Genomic DNA, 13,380 nt, shown 5'->3' with positions numbered 1-13,380 from the left:
GGGCTGATCCTGGAGATAGTTATGGAAGCGCAGATTCGATTGCTAAGTCAGAGCCAGCCTACCCTCGGTACCGGCTGGAAGACCGCTGGTTCAGGCGATGATCGACCCGCCGAGGGCCAGCCGGTACTGCGGCGGCAGCAGTTCGACGACGTCTCCCAGCTGTAGATAGGCGGCAGTGATCTTGGCCCGATCGGCGTCACTCTCGTTGAGCTCGCGCACCCGACGCCACATCTCGGCCGCCGTGCGCACCCGTACCTCCCGTTGCGCGACCGGCGTCGTCATCAGACGCATCCTGCCGACGTTCACGGCCATCACGGACACCTCCAGCGCGGCGCAGACCCGTTCCGCCCGCGTTCCTGCAGTGCGTGACCGTCAGGGGGGCTATCCTTGGGAACGCATTCTAACACACCGATGTTCCGCTGAACAGAAAGAGTTCTTCCGACGGCCTGAAGAGTGATGGAAGATTGATAGAAATCTGATCCCTTCGCGCGCGATTCCGCCGGGAGCACATCGGTCCTCCGTCTCAGATCATCTCCGGCACAATCGCCCACTGCAGTGACCAGTGGCCGGCGGCATCCCGTTCCAGGCAGACCACTCCGGCGTTGCGGAAAGCCACGACGCCCTTCTCCGCATCGCCGCACAACAGCCGTGCGGCGAGCCGGCGCAGGTGCGGCAGATGTCCGATCAGCATGAGATCATCACGTTCAGCTTCGAGGCGTTCGGCCCAGATCAAGGGATCGGCGTTGGGATCCAGTCCCGGCGCCGCGGCCACCTCGGCGGCGGGCAGGACCTCAGCCCAGACGTCCGCGGTCTGCCGCGCGCGCAGTCTGCCGCTGTGGACGAGGCGTGGCGGGCGTACCCCGCGGCCGGCGAGGTGACGCGCTACCCTCCGCGCATCCTGCCAGCCCTTCTCCGTCAGCGGTCGGGCTGGATCTTCGTCTTCAGGCCTCGCCTCGGCGTGCTGCACGAGGTACAGCCTCACGCCTACTCACCTCACCCGCGCTGGACATCTCCGGACGCCTGATGTCCCTGGATATCGGGGGGACCGCCTGGCCGCCTGTGTGCAGGGTACATTCGGGGCAAAGAGAAACGATGCCGGAACCCCGGCATCGCTGATCCTCCGTATCAGTCCTGGTCGGGCCGGGCGGACTTGAACCGCCGACCTCCTGAACCCCATTCAGGCGCGCTACCATGCTGCGCTACGGCCCGACGTCCCGGGCCATTATAGCATGGGCGGGGCGACGCGGGTGGCGGTGGTCAGTTCCGGGCGGAGGCGCCCATCCGCTGCAGTTGCTTCTCGGCGAGGTTCCAGACGTCGGTGGCCTCCGGCCGCCAGGTGGCGATCCCGATGTCGCAGGACAGCCATCCGGCGCTCTCCCGGCCCTTCAGGTGGAACGCCGAGCTGATGCGGGCCGCCACCGATCGCGCATCGTCCTCCCACGTCTCGGGCAGAATCACCACAAAGCGGCTGTCGGCGAGGCGGCCGACATAGTCGCTGCCCCGAAGGTGCTGCTGCAACCAGTGGGCGATCGAGGCGGCCAGGCCGTCACGCTCCGTGGGATGCTGTCCCGCCTCTGTCGGGAGATGGGGAGCGACCAGGGCCACGGAGAAGGGCACGCCCGTGCGTTCGGCGCGGCGCAGTTCGGACTGATACACCTCCCGGATGAAGTCGGAGGTGTACACCCCCGTCTCCGGGTCGCGGATCGACCGGTCCGCCAGCCGGCGGAACACCACCTGCCGCAGACCCAGGACGACCAGGAGCAGCGATACCACGGCCACGGCCAACAGCACGGTTGTCCACTCGTTCGACATCGGCCACATCTCACCGGTACTATGCCCGACGCTCCGGCGGGCCAGTCACCTCGTCCCGCCGGTCTGTGATACGCAGTTCGACGCCCCGGAGCAATCTGCCTATGTTGGCGCGGTGAGCAAAGGTCACCAAGGCCAGAGCGACCAGGGCAAAGCCCAGGTGCTCGCCGGGCTCGCCCCTCCACCACATCACTCCGGGAACCGCCGCCGCCGCCAGCAGCGAGGCCAGCGAGGCGACCTGCGTGGCGGCAATCACCACAGCCCAGACGGCGACGGCCACCGCGGCCGCCGCCGGGGAGAGGACCAGCAGGACCCCCAGCGACGTCGCCACCCCCTTCCCTCCGCGGAAGCGCAGGAAGGGCGACCAGTCGTGGCCGGCGATGGCGGCCAGTCCCACCAGGACGACCGCCGCTGGGGTGAGCCCCCAGCTCCGGGCGAGGAGGACCGGAACAACTCCCTTCGCCGTGTCCAGGACCAGCACGGCCGCGGCGACGGAGGGCCCCGCCAGCCGGAAGGCGTTGCTCGCGCCGATGTTTCCGCTGCCGTAGGCCCGGATGTCCACCCCGCGCAGGAGGCGGATGAGCAACAGCCCCGTCGGCACCGCGCCGAGGAGGTAGGCGCCGATGACGGCCGCGATGGTCACGCCGCCCCGCTCCCCCGCTCGCGACGGCGAAACTCCAGGCGGATCGGCGTTCCCGCGAAGTCGAAGGCCCCGCGCAGGCGATGTTCGAGATACCGGCGATATTCCTCCGGGAAGAGGGACGGATCGTTGACAAAGCAGACCACGGTGGGGGGCCTGACCGACGGCTGCGTCGCATAGTAGATCTTCCCCTGCCTGCCCGTCCGGTCTGCCGGCGGCCGGTGCGCCTCCTCCGCCTCCGCAATGAGCCGGTTGAGCGGGCCGGTGGCCACGCGTCGGGCGTGGGCCTCCGCGGCCCGGGCCACGGCGCCGAGGAGGGCGCCGATCCCCCACCCCCGCACGGCGGAGGTGGCCACCAGCAACGCGTACGGGACGAAGCGCAGGCCGGCCAGCAGGCGCTCCTGCGCGGCCTGGTGCAGTTGCGGGGAGGCGCTGACGAGATCCCACTTGGCGACGGCGGCGACGAGCGCGCGGCCGCGCTCCCGGGTGTAGCGGGCGATCTCCTGATCCTGTTCCACCACCGGCTCTTGGGCGTCGAGGACCAGCACCGCCACGTCGGCGCGGTCGATCGCCCCCAGGGCGCGGCCGGCGCTGTAGCGTTCCAGGCGCCGGTCGATCCGGGCCTTGCGTCGCAGCCCGGCAGTATCGATGAGCACGAAGTCGCGTCCCCGCCACCGGAAAGGCGTGTCCACCGCGTCGCGGGTCGTCCCGGGGCGGCTGTCGACGATGACCCGCTCCTCGCCGAGGACGGCGTTGAGCAGGGAGGACTTCCCCACGTTGGGCCGTCCGACGATGGCCACCCGCACCGCCTCGCCTTCCGTGTCCTCCGGGACCGCCTCGGGAAGCAGGCCGATCACGGCGTCCAGGAGCTCGCCGATCCCGAGGCCGTGCAGGGCCGAGACAGGGTGCGGATCGCCGAGCCCCAGCGCATAGAATTCGTAGACCCCGGGATGGTCGGGGCGGTCGGCCTTGTTCACCGCCAGCACCACCGGCCGGCGGCCTTCGCGAAGGCGCTGGGCGATCTCGCGATCCTCGGGCTGCACGCCGCTGCCGGCATCGACGGTGAAGAGGATGACGTCGGCCTCTTCCATCGCCCGCTCGATCTGGGCGCGCACCCGGTCCGTGATCGGCTCCCCGGCCTCCGAGACATATCCTCCGGTGTCGACCACGGTGAAGTGCCGTTCCCGCCAGGAGGTCCGGGCGTACAAGCGGTCCCGGGTCACGCCGGGCTGATCTTCGACGATGGCCAAGCGCCGACCGATCAGCCGGTTGAAGAGGGCCGACTTCCCCACGTTGGGGCGGCCGACGATGGCGACGACGGGCAGGCTCACGCCTTATACTGCGCTGTGCGCGAGGTCGATCTCCTTCAGCCGGGCGACGATGTCGGCGATGATCCATTCCGGGGTGCTGGCCCCCGACATCACGCCGACCTTCCGGACGCCCACGAACCAGTCCGGGTTGAGCTCCTCGGGAACCTCGATGTGGTAGGTGGGCAGGCCGTGGGCGCGGCCGATTTCGGCCAGGCGCGTGGTGTTGGAGGAGTGGTGGCCGCCGATGATCACCAGTGCATCGACCTCCTCCACCAGTGCTTCAGCCTCCTGCTGCCGCACGGTGATCGCCGGGCACAACGTGTTCACCACGCGGAGTTCCTTCGTCCGGATGCTCAGGTCGCCGACGATCTGCCGGAAGTTCTCCTCGGACTGCGTGGTCTGCGACATCACGGCGATCCGCCCGCGCAACCTGACCGCCGCCGCCTCTTCGCGGGTGTGCACCACGGTGACCCGGTCCCCCAGCACTTCCTTGAGGGTGACCATCTCGGGATGCCCGTGGTCGCCGACGACGATGAGCTGGTAGCCTTCTTCGACGAGCTTGAAGGCCAGCGAGTGGGCCCGGATCACTACGGGACAGGTGGCGTCCACGATGCGCATCCCGCGGAGGCGGGCGGTCTCCAACACCGCGCGCTCCACGCCGTAGGCGGAGACGACGAAGGTCTCCCCCCGCAGCGCGTCCAGATCCTCGGCGACCTGGACGCCGTCGGCGGCCAGGCGCCGGACCACCTGGGGGTTGTGGATCAGCGGTCCCCAGGTGACCACGGGGCCCGCGGCGCCGGCGGCGGCCCCTGCGGCCATCTCTACGGCGCGTTTGACGCCGCCGCAGAAGCCCATGTGCCGGGCGACGAGGATTTCCATCGCTCCCTAGCATACATAGGGGGGAGGCATGCCGCAACGCATGTTCGTCATCCTCAACCCGGCCGCAGGCCGGGGACGCGCCGTCCGGGCGTGGCGGACGGTGGGGTCGGCGCTGCGCGACGCCGGTCTGTCCTTCGACGAGGTCGTGGAGGACCGGCCGCAGCTGGCCATTCCGCTCGCCGAGGAGGCCTCCCGCCGGGGCTACGAGGTCATCGTGGCGGTGGGCGGCGACGGCACCGTGCACGAGGTGATCAACGGCATCCTGCGGGCCCGGGTGCCCTCTCCCCCGGCCGTGGCCATCATCCCCGGGGGCACGGGCAACGACTTCGCGCGAGGCGTCGGGGTGCCGAAGGATCCCCTGGCGGCGGGAAGAGTCCTGCTCAACGGACGACGACGCCGGGTGGACGTCGGGCAGGTGAACGACCGGTACTTCGCGGGGATCGCTGGCGTGGGCTTCGACGCCGAGGTGGCGGCCAAGGTGAACAGCTGGCCGAAGTGGATCGGCGGCACCGCCGTCTACATCGCCGCCATCCTGACCATGCTCGTCACCTACCGCTGTGCGCCGACGCGTCTGCGCATCGACGGCGCCGAGCAGCGCCTCCGCCTTTTCCTGGTGGCCGCAGCCAACACCGCGTGGTATGCAGGCGGGATGTACATGGCCCCCCACGCCCGGCCCGACGACGGCCGCCTGGAGGTCATCACGGCGCGGGACCTGGGCCGGATGGAAACCCTGGGCCTGCTGCCGCGAGTGTTCTCCGGAGCGCACCTCCGCCACCGCAAAGTGACGCACCTGAGTGCCCGCGAAGTGGTGGTGGAAAGCGAGGTCCCGCTGGCCATCCATGCCGACGGCGAGACGGTAGGACGCGTCCCCGCCGTCTTCCGCGCCGTCCCTCAGGCCATCGACGTCATGGTCCCCGCCGCTGCTCAGGCGGCAGCATCGCCTCGATCGCACCCATGATCCGGGCTCCCCACTGGGCCAGGACGGCGTGATCGAGGCGCCCGTCAACCCTGGGCACGGCAACGGGCGGGCCGAAGCGGACCGTCACCCGGCGGAAGCGCGGCCAGCGCGCCCCCTTGGGAAGAATGCGGTGGCTCCCGATGACAGCGGCGGGGAGGACGATGGCGCCGGTCCGCAGCGCGATCATCGCCGCCCCGGGCTGCGGCTCCCGCAACCGCCCGTCCCGGCTGCGGGTCCCCTCGGGGAAGATGATGACCCCTTCCCCCTGTTCGAGCAGGTGCATCGAGGTGCGCAGCGCCCTGCGGTCGGGCTGTCCCCGGCGGACCGGGAAGACTCCCATCGACCGCAACCACGCGCCCAGCACCGGGATCCGGAACAGATCGTCCCGCGCCATGTAGTACACCTTCCGACGCAGCGCCCCGCCCACCAGCAGCGGATCCAGGGCGCTGGCATGGTTGGCGGCGACCAGAAAGCCTCCACGGCGCGGCTCGAACTCCCGCCCCTCGACCCGCACGCGGAAGAGCAGCCACAGCGTCCACGTGATGATCATCTTGCCCCAGAAGAAGTACCACAGCCCCCCGAGGAACCGGAGGAGGCGGGCCCCCGGACCCAGCGGGCGGGGCGGGAAGGCGGCGGACACGGTCATCGGCGTTCCGCGAGGTATCGCTGGATTCGCTCCACCACCTCGTCCACGGTGAGGTGCGTGGAGTCCACGACCAGGGCATCGGGCGCGGCGCGCAGCGGCGAGTGGCGACGCGTGGAGTCCCGTTGGTCCCGCTCCCGCAGGGCGGCCAGAACCTTCTCAAAGGTGGCCCCTTCCCCCCGCGCGCGCAGTTCCTCGTACCGCCGGCGCGCCCGTTCCTTCAGGGAAGCGTCCAGGAAGATCTTGACCTCCGCATCCGGGAAGACCACCGTCCCGATGTCGCGACCTTCCATCACCACTCCACCGTCCGCGCCCATCCGGCGCTGGAGCGCCACCATCGCCCGGCGCACCGCGGGATAGGCGCTGACGATCGACGCCCCCTCGCTGACCCGAGGGCTGCGTATCGCTTCGGTGACATCGGTGCCGTCGACGACGACGCGCTGTCCCGCCGGGGTGGGCACAAACTCCACGCGGAGCGACCGCGCCACCTCCGCCACCTCGTCCTCGGCGCGGAGATCGATACCGAGCCGTTCGGCCTGCCAGGCCACGGACCGGTACATCGCGCCCGTGTCCACGTACCGATAGCCCAGACGCTGGGCCAGAATCCGGGCCACGGTGCTCTTTCCCGCCCCTACCGGGCCGTCGATGGCGATGACCGGACGACGGCGGGTTACCATTCCTTGTTCTCGGCGACCGGGAGGTCCCCTTGCGGGACCAGGGCCAGGACCAGGGGGCGCCCGGTGGCCGGATGACGGCAGACCATAACCTCGGCCCCGTACACCGACCGCAGTCGGTCCGCCGTCAGCACCTCCTCCGGCGATCCGACGCTCACCACGCGACCCTCGTGGAGCAGGACCAGGCGGTCGCAGAACATCGACGCCAGGTTGAGATCGTGCAGCGCGGCCACGACGGTCAGCCCTCCCCGGTGCAACTCCCGGACCAGCCGCATCATCGCCACCTGGTGATGGAGATCCAGGTGTGCGGTCGGCTCGTCCAGGAGCAGCACCTGCGGCGTCTGCGTCAGGGCCCGGGCCAGCAGGATGCGCTGCTGCTCTCCGCCGCTGAGCTCGTCCACCGGTCTGTGCCGGAGGTGCCAGGTCTGTGTCTGCTCCATCGCCCGTCGGGCCGCAGCCAGGTCGGCCGGCCCCTCACGGTCCAGGGCACCCAGGTGGGGCGCCCGGCCCATCAGCACGATCTCGAGCGCGGTGAATCCGAAGCCGTGGTGGGGACGCTGCGGCACGAGGGCCACGGTCCGCGCGATCTGCCGTGCGCTGAGGCGGCGCACCTCGGCGCCGTCCAGGAAGACCGTTCCCCGGACGGGCCGCACCATCCCCATGACGGCGCGCAGCAGCGTCGTCTTCCCGCTGCCGTTGGGCCCGACGATTCCGACAAACTCTCCGGCGACGACGGTCAGGCTGACCTGGTCCAGGGCGGGGATGTCGCCGTACCGGCACACCAGATCCCGCAGGACGATCGCCGGACGGGTCATCGGCCGAAGGCCTCGGGGTGGATGATCTCGGCCAGCGCGTGGAGTCCGTCCACGAGGCGCGGCCCCGGACGCGAGACGAGGGATGCGGGCACCTCCCCCACCCGGCCGGTCCGGATCGCCCTCACCCCTTGCCACCGGCGTCGGAGAATGAGGGGGCGGCCGCGGGGATAGGCGGCCACCATGACCTCGGGATCGCGCCGAAGGACCGCCTCCTCGCTGACCTGCACCCAGCCGGTCACGTCGCCGAAAACGTTGACCCCGCCAGCGCGGGTGACGAGATCGGACACCACGGTCCCCTCCCCCGCGGTGATCATCGGGTCGGCTGAGACCTCGACGTACACCTGTCGCCGCGGCCGTCCCCGCACCGCGGCGGCCACACGCTGCTCCTTCTGCCTCATGGTGGCGATGAGCCGGGCGGCCGCCTCGTTGGCCCCCGTGAGCCGTCCGATCCACGCAATCTGGGCGTAGACCTCCGGCAGTGTGGCCGCGTCCACCGCCACCACCGGCAGGCCGAAGGCGATCAGACGCTCCAGTTGATCGCGCTGGAGGGAGGCCACCCCGAGGATCAGCTGGGGTCGCAGGCTGATGATCCGCTCCACATCCAGGATCACCCCGCCCACGCGCGGCTTGCCCGCCACCTGCTCCGCCGGGTGGTCGTCGGCGGAACTCAGGCCCACGATCCGGGCCTCGAGGCCGAGGGCGAACAGGATCTCGGTCACGCTGGGCGCGACGGAGACGATACGCCTCGGAAGTGCGGGGAGGATGACCCGCCGTCCTAGAGCATCCGTCACGGTGACGGACGCTCCGCCCGCCGCCGCGCCGGCAGGGACGTCCGGCAGGAGGAGGGCGGCGATCAGGCAAACCCCCCACAGGACGCCCATGGCCCGGATCACGATGGACGACTTCGAGCGGGTGGAGATGCGCGTCGGCCGAATCATCGCCGCGGACGACTTCCCTCGGGCGCGCAAGCCGTCATATCGGCTGACGATCGACTTCGGTCCCTTCGGCGTCAAACGATCCTCGGCGGCCATCCGACCCTTCTATGCACGGGAAGATTTGATCGGACGCCAGGTCGTCTGCGTGATAAACTTCCCGCCCAAGCAGATCGCCGACTTCGTCTCCGAGGTCCTCACCCTCGGTGTGGTGGAGCGCGGCGGGCGGATCGTGCTCCTGCAGCCGGATCGGGAAGCCGAGCTGGGCGGTCGCATCGCCTGACCTCCTACCGCTGACGCGGGCGGAGGAGCAGCAGCAGAATGCCTCCGGCAATGAGGATCACCCCCACCCCCACGTCCTGGAAGATCGCCTGGAAGCCGGGAACCTGCCGCAGGAGGAGGTAGGCTCCTCCGACCATCAGTCCCATTCCGAGCATCCTGGCCCGACGCTGGGCCTCGGGCTCCTCCTCCGGCGGCGGGAGCCCGGGCTCCGAGACCGCCTCCCTGATCGGTTCGTCGGGCAGGGTCAGGACCAGCACCAGATACACCAGGGCCCCGACCCCGTGCCACAGGCTCAGCAGGACGAAGAGGACGCGGATCGCGTTGCTGTCCACGTTGAAGAACGCGCCGAGCCCTCCGCAGACCCCGGCGATCCACCGGTCGGACCTCGAGCGGTACAGGATGCGTCTCACGGCGGTGCCGCCTTGCGGGCGATCTGCCCGGCCCGCGCCAGGACCCGCTGCGCCTGTCGGACGATCGGCAGGTCCACCATACGGCCATCCACGACCACGGCCCCGCGGGACGCCGTCCGGTAGGCGTCCACGATGCGTGCCGCCTTCGCCACCTCCTCCTCCGAGGGGGAGAAAACGGCGTGGACCGGCTCGATCTGCGCGGGATGAATCACCTGCTTCCCAGTGTAGCCCAGGATCCGGCCTTCGCGGCATTCGCGGAGGAGACCCTCGGGGTCCCGTACCGCGGTGTAGACGATGTCGACGGCCTCGCATCCCGCGGCGTGGGCGACGAGGGCGACATCAGCGCGCGGCAGACGCACCTCTTCGCTGGAGGGAGTCCGGCTCACCCCCATCTCCGCGGCCAGGTCATCGGCCCCGAACAGCAGCGCCTCCACCCGGGAAGACGCCCCGGCAATCTGTTCGGCATGGAGGACGGCCTGCGGCGTCTCGATCAGCAGGGCGAGGGCCAGACTCCCGTGGGGGATCCCACGGGCCCGCTCCAGACGGGAGAGCAGTCCGTCGACCAGCGCCACCTCGTCGGCATGCCTGATCTTCGGGAGGACGACGCCTGCCAGCCCCGGACGCAGGCAGGTCAGCAGGTCCTCCTCCAGCAGCCCCGTGGTCAGCGCGTTCGGCCGGAGCCAGACGGAGAGGGCCTCCGGCATCCCCCCGTCGAGGGCGGCCCGGATCTCGGTGCGGGCCCGCGCTTTGTGCTGGGCCGCCACGCCGTCCTCCAGGTCCAAAATGATGGCGTCCGCTGCAAGACCGCGGGCTTTCTCAATCATCCGGGGTTGGTCGCCCGGGACGAAGAGCATCGAGCGCAGGAGGCGGATGGGGCCTGTCGCGGTGCCCGTCACGGCACCCTCCCCGCCGCCTGCCGCAGCCACCACCACAGCCGCGCCGGCCACCCGCGGGGGGGGACGACGGCGGCGGCCACCAGGGTGACACGGCCCACCTCCTCGCCGCCGGTCGTCAGCAGGAACGCTCCGACCACCTCGCCCCGGGCGATGGGAGCCCTGGTCCGGGACAGCGCGAGGGTGCGGGAGAGCGGCGCGTTCCTGGGGATCGTGACGACAACGGTGTCTCTTGCCGCCAGGATCAGGTCGCGCGCTCCGTTGGGGACGGCGACGGTCCCCACCACCTCCCCCGCCGCGGCAGCCCGCACCCGAGTGAAGGCGGCGAACCCGTAATCGAGGAGTGCGGCCGCATCCCGGAACACCTGCGGACTGTTCAGGACCACCGCGATGAGCCGCCATCCGCCGCGCGTGGCGGAGGCGACCAGGCACGGCCCGGACTCCGCGATCCACCCCGTCTTGATCCCGTCGGCATCCCGGTATCGCCAGAGCAGGGTGTTGGTGTTGATCACCTGCCGGCGCTCGCCGTGGCCCCGGAGTTCCCAGGTCCGGGTGCGGACAATGCCCGCGATCCAGGGCACGGCCAGAGCGGCCCGACCCAGCAGCGCCAGATCATAAGCCGTGCTGTAGTGCTCCGGATGGTACCGGCCGTGCGGCGTGACGAAGTGGGACCGGCGCAGGCCCAGTTGCCGAGCCCGGCGGTTCATCCGGTCGGCGAAGGCCTCTACCGAGCCGGCCACCGCTTCCGCCAGGGCCACGGCGGCGTCGTTGGCGGAGTGCATGAGCATGGCGCGCATCAACTCGTCGGCGGACCAGCGTTCGCCCGCCTCCAGTCCGATCGCCGCCCCGGAACGTTCGGCCGCGGCGCGCGGGCTGATGGTCACGGGCGTCGCGGGGGTCAGGGACTCGGCCACGAGCAGCGCCGTCAGCATCTTGGTCGTGCTGGCGGGAGGATGCCGGAGTTCGGGAGCCAGGGCGTACAGCACCCGTCCCTGGGCACCGTCGAGCAGGACGGCGGCGGATGCGGCCAGGACGGGCGGAGCCGCCCCCGCCGCCGGCGCGACCCCTTCCGCGAACGTCGAGACCGGCGCGCCGAAGACGAGGGACACGGTCGTGGCCGTCAGGACCAGGCGAAGCGGCATCAGGCGGGCCCGGTGTGCGCGGGGGGCGTCTCCTCATCCTCGGCGCGGTCGGTCCGACCGGATAGCATGGCCCGGGGGTCGTTGCCCCGAAGCGGGGGGAGGTCGGACAGGTCCCGCAGGCCGAAGTGACGCAGGAACCCCTCCGTGGTGCCGTAGAGGATGGGGCGGCCGACCGTCGGTTTGCGTCCCACCTCACGGATGAGGCGGCGCGCCACGAGGCGCTCCAGCACATGCTCGCTGCGCACGCCCCGGACGAGTTCGATCTCGCCGCGGGTGACCGGCTGACGGTAGGCGACGATGGCCAGAGTCTCCAGCGCCGCCTGCGACAGGGGCTCCTGGAAGTCCAGTCGCAGGAAGCGCTGGACGTACTCCGCGAACTCCGGCCGGGTGCAGAGCTGGAAGCCCCCCGCCACGTTCTGGATCTGGAGCCCGCGACCGGCATAATCGGCCGCGAGCTCCTGCACGGCATCGACGGCCACATCGACCGGCACGCCCAGCGTCTCCGCCAGCTGCTGCGGGGTCACCGGACCCGCGGCCACCAGCAGCACACACTCGGCCGCACCTTTCAGGTGGCGGCGGTCCTCCGCCCCGGGCACGGTGGACGGGGACGCCCCCTCGTCGGTCGTGGCCGCTCCCTCCTGTTCCACCCTCATGGCGTGACCAGCGCCAGCCGGATCGGCGCAAAGGGCCTGGGTTGCTGGACCCTCACGCGCCGCTGCTTGATCAGCTCGAGCAGCGCGAGAAAGGTGACGATGACTTCCAGGGTCCCGGCGCGCTCTCCGAAGAGTTCGGCGAACGCCACGCCGTCGGGCCGCTGCGCCAGACGGTCCAGGATGGCGTCCATCCGGTCGGCGACCTTGATCTCCTCCGCCGGGATCTCGCCGACCTGCTCCCGGGCGCGCTCCAGGACCTGCTGGAAGGCGCGGAACAGATCGTCCACGGTGACGCCCTCGAGGAGGACCTCTCCGGCCTCCCCCTCCCGGGGGCGGGCGAAGACCTTCCGCTGATACTCTTCCAGCGCGCGCAGCGCGGTCGTCACTTCCTTGAACGCCCGGTACTCCTGCAGTTGCCCCTCCAACCGCTCTTCCAGATCGGAGGGAGGCGCTTCGGTCTCGAGGGGTTCCACCGGTGCTTCGTCCTTGGGGACCAGCAGGCGAGACTTCATCTCGATCATCGCCGCCAGCATCCACAGGACCTCGGTCGCTTCCTCCAGGTCGATGGCCGCCCCGGATGCGGCGATATAGTCTTCGGCAATCTGGCCCAGCGGGATCTCGCGCAGGTCCACCTGCCCCTGCTGGGCGAGGGTGAGCAGCAGCTCCAGCGGGCCGGTAAACTGCGGCAGGGTGACGGTGTAACCCGGCATCAGAAGATCCCTCCGCCGGTGGCCTGCGCCATCAACCAGCGCATGGGCACCAGCACGACCCCTGCCACCGCGTTGGTCAGCACCAGCGCCAGCAGCACCAGCACGCCGAGGGGGTGCAGCCGGGCGTAGCGCGCGGCCCAGGCCGGGGGCAGCAGTCCCAGGACGATCTTCGAGCCGTCCAGGGGCGGGACGGGGATGAGGTTGAAGACGGCCAGCATGGCGTTGATCCAGATCGTCGTCAGGAGGAAAGGGTCGAAGACCGTGCCCCCCGGATCCATCAGCCCGGCTTTGTAGGGGACGCCCAGCACGAAGAGCAGGGTCACGTTGGCCAGCGGGCCTGCCACGGCCACCAGGATCGTGCCGCGGCGCGGGTCACGGAAGCGCGCCGGGTTGATCTCCACCGGCTTGGCCCAGCCGAAGCGGAACAGCAGGATCATCAGGGATCCGACCGGATCGAGGTGCGCCAGAGGGTTCAGGGTGAGCCGGCCCCGGCTCCTCGGCGTGGGATCACCGAGCCGGTCGGCGACAAAGGCGTGGGCGAACTCGTGCACCGTCGCCGCGACGACCAGCGCCACCAGCACGGGCAAGAGATCGGCGAGGCCGAGTGGGCGCATCACGCCGGACTGCTTC

18 protein-coding genes and 1 tRNA gene are annotated in these 13,380 nt (G+C 70.6%); 2 read left to right on the top strand and 17 right to left on the bottom strand.

Features of this window, described 5'->3' with window-relative positions; translation table 11 throughout:
• Positions 1 to 90: 90 nt before the first annotated feature.
• The 7 genes from QN141_07290 to ispH form a co-directional block, all read right to left on the bottom strand.
• A complete protein-coding gene (locus QN141_07290; GenBank protein MDR7558276.1) occupies positions 91 to 282 on the bottom strand; it encodes a hypothetical protein in 192 nt (63 codons plus the stop codon).
• A gap of 241 nt (positions 283 to 523) precedes the next feature.
• A complete protein-coding gene (gene sixA, locus QN141_07285) occupies positions 524 to 982 on the bottom strand; it encodes a phosphohistidine phosphatase SixA (GenBank protein MDR7558275.1) in 459 nt (152 codons plus the stop codon).
• Between the two features lie 150 nt (positions 983 to 1,132).
• Positions 1,133 to 1,209: transfer RNA gene (locus tag QN141_07280), tRNA-Pro, on the bottom strand.
• 48 nt (positions 1,210 to 1,257) lie between these two features.
• Positions 1,258 to 1,812, bottom strand: a complete 555-nt coding sequence (locus tag QN141_07275; GenBank protein MDR7558274.1) for a GGDEF domain-containing protein — start codon at positions 1,810 to 1,812, stop codon at positions 1,258 to 1,260.
• Between the two features lie 19 nt (positions 1,813 to 1,831).
• Positions 1,832 to 2,452, bottom strand: a complete 621-nt coding sequence (plsY, locus tag QN141_07270) for a glycerol-3-phosphate 1-O-acyltransferase PlsY (protein ID MDR7558273.1) — start codon at positions 2,450 to 2,452, stop codon at positions 1,832 to 1,834.
• Positions 2,449 to 3,780: a ribosome biogenesis GTPase Der gene (gene der, locus QN141_07265; protein ID MDR7558272.1), complete on the bottom strand. Its 1,332-nt coding sequence runs from the start codon at positions 3,778 to 3,780 to the stop codon at positions 2,449 to 2,451. The genes plsY and der overlap by 4 nt, the downstream gene beginning before the upstream one ends.
• A 3-nt stretch (positions 3,781 to 3,783) precedes the next feature.
• On the bottom strand, positions 3,784 to 4,638 hold the full coding sequence (ispH, locus tag QN141_07260) for a 4-hydroxy-3-methylbut-2-enyl diphosphate reductase (GenBank protein MDR7558271.1): 855 nt from the start codon (positions 4,636 to 4,638) through the stop codon (positions 3,784 to 3,786).
• Positions 4,639 to 4,666: 28 nt separating this feature from the next.
• Between ispH and QN141_07255 the strand changes: the two genes are divergently transcribed.
• Positions 4,667 to 5,596, top strand: coding sequence for a diacylglycerol kinase family lipid kinase (locus QN141_07255; GenBank protein ID MDR7558270.1), 930 nt, complete (start codon positions 4,667 to 4,669; stop codon positions 5,594 to 5,596).
• On the opposite strand, the gene QN141_07250 is transcribed toward QN141_07255, so the two are convergent.
• From QN141_07250 to QN141_07235, 4 genes are read right to left on the bottom strand one after another with little or no spacing between them, the layout of a single operon-like run.
• Positions 5,544 to 6,242, bottom strand: a complete 699-nt coding sequence (locus tag QN141_07250; GenBank protein MDR7558269.1) for a lysophospholipid acyltransferase family protein — start codon at positions 6,240 to 6,242, stop codon at positions 5,544 to 5,546. The two genes, QN141_07255 and QN141_07250, sit on opposite strands and share 53 nt — an antisense overlap.
• On the bottom strand, positions 6,239 to 6,916 hold the full coding sequence (gene cmk, locus QN141_07245; GenBank protein MDR7558268.1) for a (d)CMP kinase: 678 nt from the start codon (positions 6,914 to 6,916) through the stop codon (positions 6,239 to 6,241). The genes QN141_07250 and cmk overlap by 4 nt, the downstream gene beginning before the upstream one ends.
• Entirely contained in the window at positions 6,910 to 7,728 is an 819-nt protein-coding gene (locus QN141_07240; protein ID MDR7558267.1) for a heme ABC transporter ATP-binding protein, read from the bottom strand. The genes cmk and QN141_07240 overlap by 7 nt, the downstream gene beginning before the upstream one ends.
• Positions 7,725 to 8,621: an ABC transporter substrate-binding protein gene (locus tag QN141_07235; protein MDR7558266.1), complete on the bottom strand. Its 897-nt coding sequence runs from the start codon at positions 8,619 to 8,621 to the stop codon at positions 7,725 to 7,727. Before QN141_07235 ends, QN141_07240 begins: the two co-directional genes overlap by 4 nt.
• Between QN141_07235 and QN141_07230 the strand changes: the two genes are divergently transcribed.
• Positions 8,608 to 8,943 carry a tRNA-binding protein gene (locus tag QN141_07230; protein MDR7558265.1) on the top strand — a complete coding sequence of 112 codons (336 nt, stop codon included), beginning with the start codon at positions 8,608 to 8,610 and terminating at the stop codon, positions 8,941 to 8,943. The two genes, QN141_07235 and QN141_07230, sit on opposite strands and share 14 nt — an antisense overlap.
• Before the next feature lie 4 nt (positions 8,944 to 8,947).
• On the opposite strand, the gene QN141_07225 is transcribed toward QN141_07230, so the two are convergent.
• The 6 genes from QN141_07225 to QN141_07200 are packed head-to-tail and all read right to left on the bottom strand — an operon-like array spanning position 8,948 to position 13,364.
• Positions 8,948 to 9,352: a PspC domain-containing protein gene (locus QN141_07225; protein ID MDR7558264.1), complete on the bottom strand. Its 405-nt coding sequence runs from the start codon at positions 9,350 to 9,352 to the stop codon at positions 8,948 to 8,950.
• The gene (locus tag QN141_07220) at positions 9,349 to 10,248 is read right to left on the bottom strand and encodes a CoA ester lyase (protein MDR7558263.1); all 900 of its coding nucleotides are present in this window, start codon (positions 10,246 to 10,248) and stop codon (positions 9,349 to 9,351) included. Before QN141_07220 ends, QN141_07225 begins: the two co-directional genes overlap by 4 nt.
• Positions 10,245 to 11,387 carry a D-alanyl-D-alanine carboxypeptidase family protein gene (locus tag QN141_07215; protein MDR7558262.1) on the bottom strand — a complete coding sequence of 381 codons (1,143 nt, stop codon included), beginning with the start codon at positions 11,385 to 11,387 and terminating at the stop codon, positions 10,245 to 10,247. Before QN141_07215 ends, QN141_07220 begins: the two co-directional genes overlap by 4 nt.
• Complete coding sequence (gene scpB, locus QN141_07210) at positions 11,387 to 12,040, bottom strand: SMC-Scp complex subunit ScpB (protein MDR7558261.1); 654 nt, start codon at positions 12,038 to 12,040, stop codon at positions 11,387 to 11,389. The genes QN141_07215 and scpB overlap by 1 nt, the downstream gene beginning before the upstream one ends.
• A complete protein-coding gene (locus QN141_07205; protein MDR7558260.1) occupies positions 12,037 to 12,750 on the bottom strand; it encodes a segregation/condensation protein A in 714 nt (237 codons plus the stop codon). Before QN141_07205 ends, scpB begins: the two co-directional genes overlap by 4 nt.
• Positions 12,750 to 13,364 carry a site-2 protease family protein gene (locus tag QN141_07200; GenBank protein MDR7558259.1) on the bottom strand — a complete coding sequence of 205 codons (615 nt, stop codon included), beginning with the start codon at positions 13,362 to 13,364 and terminating at the stop codon, positions 12,750 to 12,752. Before QN141_07200 ends, QN141_07205 begins: the two co-directional genes overlap by 1 nt.
• Positions 13,365 to 13,380: the final 16 nt, after the last annotated feature.

The sequence above is a fragment of the Armatimonadota bacterium genome (assembly GCA_031459765.1).
Taxonomy (GTDB): domain Bacteria; phylum Sysuimicrobiota; class Sysuimicrobiia; order Sysuimicrobiales; family Kaftiobacteriaceae; genus Kaftiobacterium; species Kaftiobacterium secundum.
This window is presented reverse-complemented; position numbering and strand designations above follow the sequence as displayed.

Coding starts and splice junctions, on each gene's coding strand:
- scpB (MDR7558261.1), bottom strand. CDS start 12,040: ATGAGGGTGGAACAGGAGGGAGCGGCCACGACCGACGAGGGGGCGTCC.
- QN141_07275 (MDR7558274.1), bottom strand. CDS start 1,812: ATGTCGAACGAGTGGACAACCGTGCTGTTGGCCGTGGCCGTGGTATCG.
- QN141_07250 (MDR7558269.1), bottom strand. CDS start 6,242: ATGACCGTGTCCGCCGCCTTCCCGCCCCGCCCGCTGGGTCCGGGGGCC.
- QN141_07255 (MDR7558270.1), top strand. CDS start 4,667: ATGCCGCAACGCATGTTCGTCATCCTCAACCCGGCCGCAGGCCGGGGA.
- QN141_07290 (MDR7558276.1), bottom strand. CDS start 282: ATGACGACGCCGGTCGCGCAACGGGAGGTACGGGTGCGCACGGCGGCC.
- cmk (MDR7558268.1), bottom strand. CDS start 6,916: ATGGTAACCCGCCGTCGTCCGGTCATCGCCATCGACGGCCCGGTAGGG.
- QN141_07230 (MDR7558265.1), top strand. CDS start 8,608: ATGGCCCGGATCACGATGGACGACTTCGAGCGGGTGGAGATGCGCGTC.
- QN141_07240 (MDR7558267.1), bottom strand. CDS start 7,728: ATGACCCGTCCGGCGATCGTCCTGCGGGATCTGGTGTGCCGGTACGGC.
- ispH (MDR7558271.1), bottom strand. CDS start 4,638: ATGGAAATCCTCGTCGCCCGGCACATGGGCTTCTGCGGCGGCGTCAAA.
- QN141_07215 (MDR7558262.1), bottom strand. CDS start 11,387: ATGCCGCTTCGCCTGGTCCTGACGGCCACGACCGTGTCCCTCGTCTTC.
- QN141_07205 (MDR7558260.1), bottom strand. CDS start 12,750: ATGCCGGGTTACACCGTCACCCTGCCGCAGTTTACCGGCCCGCTGGAG.
- QN141_07200 (MDR7558259.1), bottom strand. CDS start 13,364: ATGCGCCCACTCGGCCTCGCCGATCTCTTGCCCGTGCTGGTGGCGCTG.